Source organism: Arthrobacter sp. JCM 19049 (assembly GCF_001310435.1).
This window is the reverse complement of the sequence record NZ_BAXF01000792.1, coordinates 1-769: the sequence shown is the minus strand read 5'-3', so window position 1 is coordinate 769 and position 769 is coordinate 1. Positions and strand designations below refer to the sequence as shown.

The following is a 769-nucleotide window of genomic DNA, read 5'->3' as shown; positions in this document are numbered from 1 at the left end:
GCTGGGTGTGATCTTCTTCCGCGGCGCGCCCACGGCCCTGTTCATCGCGCTGGGGCTGATCACCCTGGCCGGGGTGGGCCTGCTGCTCTACCGGCTACCCAACGACCGCGATCCGGGAGATGATGGGGCTAGGGTATAGCCAACTTGGCCACAGGTCGCAGCTAGGTTACTATCAAGTAATATCCTGTGACGTAGCTTACTCGCTGCGATTACCCCGGTCACATACGTCAGGAGTGAGACACCGATGATCGAGTTCAGCACCCCGATTCGCATCAAGAGCCCCGAACAGTCCAACATCACCGATCTGCTGTTGCGGCACGCGAATTCCGCGGCGAATCCGGCGCTGTTCTCCAAACCCCGCCCCGACGGCAGCTGGCAGGACATCACCGCCTCGCAGTTCGCCGCCGACGCCGCCGCGATCGCCAAGGCTTCATCGCCAGGCATCGAACCGGCAGCCGCATCGGCTGATGTCGCGCACCAAGTACGAGTGGACGCTGGTGGACTTCGCCATCTGGTTCGCCGGATGCATCACCGTGCCGGTTTATGAAACCTCCTCCCCCTCCCAGGTCGCCTGATCCTGGGCGACTCCGGTCGGTGGCGATCGTGGTGGAGACCCCGAACCACGAGAACGTGGTGCGCCAGGCCGCCCACCAGGAGCAGCTGGAGGCGCTGGAACACGTCTGGCAGTACGAGGGCGGGCTCGATGAGCTGCGCCAGGCCGGCCAACAGGTCTCCGACGAGCAGCTGGAGGCCCGCCGCAGCGCACCGG

The 769-nt window shown here is 65.0% G+C and carries 1 protein-coding gene; it reads left to right on the top strand.

Going from position 1 to position 769, the window contains the following annotated elements; translation table 11 throughout:
* The first annotated feature begins 244 nt into the window (after nt 1–244).
* A complete protein-coding gene (locus JCM19049_RS16310) occupies nt 245–547 on the top strand; it encodes a hypothetical protein (RefSeq protein WP_054822064.1) in 303 nt (100 codons plus the stop codon).
* The last annotated feature ends 222 nt before the right edge of the window (nt 548–769 follow it).